Annotated in this window: 6 protein-coding genes; all 6 read left to right on the top strand. The window is 77.2% G+C overall.

Annotated features, from left to right (window positions below; translation table 11 throughout):
* Positions 1–1,385 precede the first annotated feature (1,385 nt).
* Positions 1,386–2,288: a hypothetical protein gene (locus tag ACFWEK_RS17210; protein ID WP_430554823.1), complete on the top strand. Its 903-nt coding sequence runs from the start codon at positions 1,386–1,388 to the stop codon at positions 2,286–2,288.
* Entirely contained in the window at positions 2,285–3,298 is a 1,014-nt protein-coding gene (locus ACFWEK_RS17215; RefSeq protein WP_430546338.1) for an HAD-IIA family hydrolase, read from the top strand. The genes ACFWEK_RS17210 and ACFWEK_RS17215 overlap by 4 nt, the downstream gene beginning before the upstream one ends.
* A 252-nt stretch (positions 3,299–3,550) precedes the next feature.
* Positions 3,551–3,829 (top strand): hypothetical protein, encoded by a 279-nt coding sequence (locus ACFWEK_RS17220; RefSeq protein ID WP_430554824.1) that lies wholly within the window; start codon positions 3,551–3,553, stop codon positions 3,827–3,829.
* 26 nt (positions 3,830–3,855) lie between these two features.
* The gene (locus ACFWEK_RS17225; RefSeq protein ID WP_430554825.1) at positions 3,856–4,743 is read left to right on the top strand and encodes a TlyA family RNA methyltransferase; all 888 of its coding nucleotides are present in this window, start codon (positions 3,856–3,858) and stop codon (positions 4,741–4,743) included.
* Positions 4,740–5,705, top strand: a complete 966-nt coding sequence (locus ACFWEK_RS17230) for an NAD kinase (RefSeq protein WP_430546335.1) — start codon at positions 4,740–4,742, stop codon at positions 5,703–5,705. Before ACFWEK_RS17225 ends, ACFWEK_RS17230 begins: the two co-directional genes overlap by 4 nt.
* Before the next feature lies 1 nt (position 5,706).
* Positions 5,707–6,470: AAA family ATPase (locus tag ACFWEK_RS17235; protein WP_430554826.1), on the top strand; the 764-nt coding region annotated here is incomplete at its 3' end.

Consider the following 6,470-nt stretch of genomic DNA (forward strand, 5'->3'; position numbering starts at 1 on the left):
TACTGCCCTCGCGAGGGGGTGGGAGAGTAGGACGCCGCCGGACACCCATTCACGAAAGGCCCACCCCACCCCGGGGTGGGCCTTTCGCATACCCGGGTGCGGTGAGCTGCGCCGGGTGCGCCGGGTGCGCGTCGTGCCCTGTGACGTGTGCGCGCACGCGTGGTGCGGGGACGACCACAGGGTCCGCTGCTCTGCGAGCACGTCGTGATCGGACGGCTTCGCTCAGGGGCCGCTCGGGCTTCGACGCGCCCGACTTCCGCGCAGCCCGTCATGCGCAGCACATGGCCGGCGCTGCCGCGGACCACGTGCGTCTGGCACGGGCGCAGGGCTCGTGGTGGCATGGATCGTGAGGGCTCGACCCCGTGCCTGCCATCACATCCGGAGGAGGCTTCGCGACCACTCTTCCGAGGGTGTGGCGTGGGAGAATACCGGTCGTGTCGGCGTCGGAAAGGAAGACCGTGAACGATTCACCGCGGGACGAGAGCAAGGGCGGTGCGGGGGGTCGTGCATCGTCGTCCCGTGAAGGGGGCGCGCGCGGGAGTTCGCGGAACGGGAACCGAGGCTCGCAGGCCTCCTCGGGCGGACGCGGTGAGCGTCCGCAGCGCGAGGGCACGCAGCGCCGGCAGGGCGAGGGACGTCCGGCGCGAGGCGACGCGGCGCGGGACGGCCGAGGCGGCTACGCCGGCAGGGGTCGCCCGGACGACCGTGCGGCGGAGCGTCGCGGTCGTCCCGCCGACCGCGAGCGAGGCGACCGGGAGCGTTCCGGACGGCGGCCCGAGGGCGGCGGGCGCGCGTACGGCGACGACCGCCGTACAGAGCGTTCGTCCCGTGACTCAGGGGACCGTCGCGGCCCCACGTCCCGCGACCGCCGGGAGGAGCGGCCCTCGCGCGGTCGCGAGCAGTCTCGTGACGGGTACGACCGTCGGGACGAGCGCGGCGGCGCCCGCCGCGGTGTGGAGCGCCGTCCGAGCCAGGACGACGGTCGCGATCGGCGCGACTTCTCCCGACGGGCCGGGCAGCACGATGCGCGAGGCCGCAGCGACGACCGCGGCGACCGGGGTCCGTCGTCCCGGGACCGCGGCCGGGACGACCGGGCGGGGTCGGGTGACCGTCGCGGGTACGCGGGGGATCGGGGACGCTCGGACGGCCGGGGTGATCGCGGCTACGGGAGCGACCGTCCGGCGCAGCGCGACGGCAGGAGCGGTGGTCCGCGGCCGGGCTCCCGTGGTGCCGGGTCCCACGGTGCCGGCTCTCGCGGTCCGACGACCGGACCGCGCGGCGGAGAGGGGCAGGGCCGCGCAGGCGGCGGACGAACCGCCCGCCCGGCGGCCGGTGCCGAGCGACGCCCGCGCGTCGTCGAGCCCGAGATCGCCGAGGATGCGTCGATGGGTCAGCTCAGCCGCGACGTCCGGGGGCGCCTGCGCGGCCTGACGAAGGAGAACGCCGAGCGCATCGGCCTGCACCTCGTGATGGCGGGGCGGCTCCTCGACGTCGACCCGGAGCGTGCCTACGAGCACGCCCAGGCGGCGGTGCGTCGCGGAGGCCGGGTGGACGTGGTCCGGGAAGCCGCGGGGATCGCGGCGTACCGCACCGGGCGGTTCGCGGAGGCGCTGCGCGAGCTGCGCACGGTGCGACGCCTCAACGGCTCCTCCGAGCACCTGCCGTTGATGGCGGACGCGGAGCGCGGCCTCGGGCGGCCGGAGCGCGCCCTGGCTCTCGCCGCGAGCGAGGAGGCGCGGACGCTCGACGCCGAGGGGCGCACCGAGCTCGCCATCGTCGCGAGCGGAGCACGGAGCGACCTCGGGGAGCACGACGCCGCGCTCGCTGTGCTCGACCGGATCCCCGCCGCCGAGCGGCGGGGAGACCTGGGCCTCCGGGTGCTGCAGGCACGGGCGGCCGCCCTGGAGGCGGCGGGCCGTGAGGACGAGGCGGCACGGATCCTCGCAGGGGTCGATCCGGCCGAGCTCGAGCGGGCGTCCGGCCTGCCGCAGGAGTCGGAGGACGTCGTCGTCTACGACACGTACGACGAGGACGCCGTGGACGAGGACCTCGACACGGAGGACGACTCGGACGACGACGACCTCGCCGGTCCGCCCGCGCCGAGCGGGGACGCGGACGACGCCGAGGAGCGCGCCGACTCCGACGGGGCCGGCAGCTCCGCCGAGCCCGAAGGCGATGCCGCCGAGCCCGAAGCTGACGCCGACGAGCCGGAGGCCGCTCGGACGGAGCCGGCGGCGGGGGCCGAGTCGGACACGGAGGCCGGCGCCCCGGACGCGAGCCAGGCATGACGGCGACCCTGTCGGGCAGCACCGTCCCGCTCGCGTCGGCGCACGACCTGGCGCTGGTCGACCTCGACGGCGTCGCGTACAAGGGCCACCTGCCCATCCCGCACGCCGCGGACAGCCTGACGGCGGCACGGACCGCGGGGCTCCGGCTGGTCTTCGTGACGAACAACGCGTCGCGCGAGCCGGAGGAGGTGGCCGGCCAGCTCACGGGCCTGGACATCCCGACGGGCGCGGACGAGGTCATGACGGCGGCCCAGGCGTGCGCGGCGCTGCTGCGCACGCGGCTGGAGCCGGGCGCTCGGGTCCTCGTCGTCGGCGGGGCGGGTCTGAGGACGGCGGTCGCCGCCGTGGGGCTGACGGTCGTCGACTCCGCGGACGACGCCCCCGACGCGGTGGCCCAGGGCTACGCGGCGGGCCTGGCCTGGAGCGACCTGGCCGAGGCGGCCTACGCCGTGGCCGCCGGAGCCTGGCACGTGGCGAGCAACCTCGACCTGTCGCTCCCGACGGCGCGCGGCTTCGCTCCCGGCAACGGCGCGCTCGTCGGCGCGGTCGTGGCCGCGACAGGTGTCGAGCCGGACAGCGCGGGCAAGCCGTCGCCCACGATGTACCGCCTGGCGGTCGACCGGGCGGGCGCAGAGCGGCCGCTGGTGATCGGCGACCGCCTCGACACCGACCTCGCCGGCGCGCGCGCCGGCGGCTACCCCGGCCTGCACGTGCTCACGGGAGTGTCCACGGCACGCGACGCCGTGCTGGCCGAGCCCGGCCTGCGCCCGGACTTCGTCGGCGCCGACCTCCGTGCCCTGCTCGAGCCGCACCCCGTCCCGGAGCGGACCGCCGAGGGCTGGTGGACGTGCGAGGGCCGCGCGGCGCGGGTCGTGGACGGAGCGCTGGAGCTCGATCGAGAGGGGCCCCACGGGATCGACGTCGTCCGCGCGGCCTGCGCGGCTGCCTGGGACGCCGCGGACCGGGACGCCCCGGCGTCGGCGTCGACCGTCCCCGAGCTGCACGCCTGACCGAGGCGTGACGAGCGGGCGCGGGGTGACGCGCTCCCGCCGGACGGACGCGACGACGGCCGACGGCTCGGGCGCCGGCCACGGACCTGGTCGTGGGCTGTGCGTCGTGCACGGGACGTCCGCGCCAGCAGGTAGCGTGGACCCGGACCTCGGACGGCGGCACACCTGCGCGACCAGCCGCCCCTCGGACCGGCGGTCCGCGCGCACCCGTCAAGGTGCTGGCGAAGAGACCGCGAGCGGTAGGGAGGGACCATGACGCAGGATCAGTCGACGCCCGGGGCGTCGGCGGACGACCCCGCTGCCGATGCCCCTGCCGTGGCCCGGCCGACCCCTCGGCCTCCTGGCGGCCCCGGGACCGGCCCGGTGTCCGGCGCCGACGAGCTCGAGGGCCTGGACGACCTCCCCCTCGCCGAGCACGTGGAGCGCTTCACCGCGGTGCACGACGTGCTGCGCGCGCGCCTCGACGGCGCGCCGGGCACCGGGCCGGACGGGGTGCAGGACGAGGGCCCGGACGCGGGGCCACGGCGTTGACGGCGGTGGCACGCACGGACGCGCGGATGGACGCGGAGCTCGTCCGCCGCGGCCTGGCCCGCTCGAGGCGCCAGGCGGTGGAGCTGATCGACGCGGGACGCGTGCGGCTCGACGGTCGCGTGGTCACGAAGCCCTCCACGCCGGTGCCCGACGGCGCGCCCGTCGCGGTGCACGCGGATCCCGAGGACCCGGGGTACGCGTCGCGCGCCGGGGGCAAGCTGGCCGGCGCGCTGGACGCGCTCGCCGCCGACCCTGCCGGCCAGGAGCTGCTGCGGGCGGTCGACGACGGGTGGTGCCTCGACGTCGGCGCCTCGACCGGCGGCTTCACGGACGTCCTGCTGCGCCGGGGCGCGCGGCACGTGGTGGCCCTCGACGTCGGGCACGACCAGCTCGTGCCGGCGCTGCGGACCGACCCGCGGGTCACGGTCGTCGAGGGGTTCAACCTGCGCGACCTCACGCCGGCCGACCTGGAGCGCGCCCCCGACGTCGTGGTGGGGGACCTGTCCTTCATCTCCCTCACGCTCGTGCTGGGGCCGCTCGCCGCGGCGCTCTCCCCGGAAGGCCACGCCCTGCTGCTGGTGAAGCCGCAGTTCGAGGTCGGGCGGGAGCGGCTCGGCAGCGGCGGCGTCGTCCGCGACCCGGCCCTGCACGCCGAGGCCGTGCTCGCCGTCCTGCGGGCCGCGGCCGGGCACGGCCTGCGGGCGCGCGCGGTGGTGCCGAGCCCGCTGCCGGGGCCCAGCGGCAACCGCGAGTACTTCTGCTGGTTCCGGCCCGACGGCGGGTCGTCGTCGTCCGCCGCCGAGCCGGCCGACGAGGCCGTGGCGGCCGCCGTCGCCTGGCGGCCCGGCGACCCCGGCACGCCGCCGTCCGTCCCGCCCGTCCTGCCTGTCCCGCCTGTCGGAGGAGCACAGTGAGCCGCCGAGTCCTGATCGTCACCCACGGGGGCCGCCCGGAGGCCGTGGCGGCGCTCTCCGAGGCCGTGCGCGAGCTCACCGAGGCGGGCTTCGAGGTGGCCCTGCACGACGACGACCTCGCCGAGTCGTTCGGCGACCACATGGCCGCGGCGCGCGTCCGCGAGGGCGTCACCGACTCCGAGGCCGTCATGGTCCTGGGCGGCGACGGCACGATCCTGCGGGCTGCTGAGCTGACGCACGGCACCGGGGTCCCTCTCCTGGGGGTCAACCTGGGGCACGTCGGCTTCCTCGCCGAGAGCGAGCGCGACGACCTGCGGCACGCCGTGCGGCGGCTGGCCGCCCGCGACTACGAGGTCGAGGAGCGCGCCGTCGTCGACGTCGCCGTGCACCTGCCGGGGGAGGAGACCCCCCGGACGGGGTGGGCCCTCAACGAGGCGACCGTGGAGAAGGCGCGGCGCGAGCGCATGGTCGAGGTCGGCATCGCCGTCGACGGTCGCCCGCTCTCGTCGTTCGGCTGCGACGGCGTGGTGATGTCCACGGCGACCGGGTCGACGGCGCACGCGTTCTCCGCGGGCGGGCCGGTGATGTGGCCCGAGGTGGACGGGGTGCTGCTGGTGCCCCTGTCGGCGCACGCCCTGTTCGCGCGCCCCCTGGTGATCGGCCCCCGGTCCACGTACACGGTCAAGGTGCTCGAGCGCAGCCCGGTCCCGGCGGTGCTGACCTGCGACGGCCGGCGGCGCATCGACCTGCCGGTCGGGTCGTTCGTGGAGGTGCGGCGGGGCGCGCTGCCGCTGCGGTTCGCACGGCTCTCGCCCGCGCCCTTCACCGACCGGCTGGTGTCCAAGTTCTCGTTGCCGGTCGTCGGCTGGCGCGAGCTGGCGGCCCAGCGTCCGGACCATCGGGCGCCGGCGCCCGGGCCGGGCGACGACGAGAAGCTCGACGAGCACGACAAGGAGGCGTGAGGTGCTCGAGGAGATCGCGATCGAGAACCTGGGCGTGATCCGCGCCGCCCGGGTGCCCCTGGCCGACGGGCTGACCGTCATCACGGGCGAGACGGGCGCGGGAAAGACGATGGTGCTCACCGGGCTGGGCCTGCTCATGGGCGGCAAGGCCGACCCCGCCGCGGTCCGACCCGGCGCGGACGGCGCCGTCGTCGAGGGTCGGCTCCGCGTCGCCGCGCACCCGGGCGTCGCCGCTCGGGTCGACGAAGCGGGTGGCGAGGTCGACGACGACGGGACCGTCGTGGTGCTCCGCACCGTCGCGGCGGCCGGCCGCTCCCGCGCCCACCTGGGCGGGCGCGGCGTGCCGCAGGCGGTGCTCGCGGAGATCGCGGACGAGCTCGTGACCGTGCACGGTCAGGCCGACCAGCTGCGCCTGCGCACGGCGGCCAAGCAGCGCGAGGCGCTGGACTCCTTCGCGGGACCCGACCACCAGGACGACCTCGACACCTACCGGGCGGCGTGGTCCGAGCGTGCCGGGCTGCAGGCGGAGATCGACGACCTCACCGCGCGGGCCGCCGAGCGCGCCCGGGAGGCGGAGCTCCTGCGGCTCGGCCTGGCCGAGGTGGAGCGCGTGGACCCGCAGTCGGGGGAGGACGCCGAGCTCACGGCCCTCGTCGGGCGCCTGGGCAACGCCGAGCAGCTGCGCGTCGCGGCCCAGGAGGCGCACGACGCCGTCGCGGGCGACGACGTGGAGACGGCGGGCAGTGCGGTGGAGGCGGTCGAGCG

Source organism: Isoptericola sp. NPDC060257, from assembly GCF_042726645.1.
In the GTDB taxonomy this organism is placed as follows: domain Bacteria; phylum Actinomycetota; class Actinomycetes; order Actinomycetales; family Cellulomonadaceae; genus Isoptericola; species Isoptericola nanjingensis.

What these genes read in the sequence shown, in the direction of transcription:
- ACFWEK_RS17210 (WP_430554823.1), top strand. Translation starts at nt 1,386, where the DNA reads ATGGGTCAGCTCAGCCGCGACGTCCGGGGGCGCCTGCGCGGCCTGACG.
- ACFWEK_RS17215 (WP_430546338.1), top strand. Translation starts at nt 2,285, where the DNA reads ATGACGGCGACCCTGTCGGGCAGCACCGTCCCGCTCGCGTCGGCGCAC.
- ACFWEK_RS17220 (WP_430554824.1), top strand. Translation starts at nt 3,551, where the DNA reads ATGACGCAGGATCAGTCGACGCCCGGGGCGTCGGCGGACGACCCCGCT.
- ACFWEK_RS17225 (WP_430554825.1), top strand. Translation starts at nt 3,856, where the DNA reads ATGGACGCGGAGCTCGTCCGCCGCGGCCTGGCCCGCTCGAGGCGCCAG.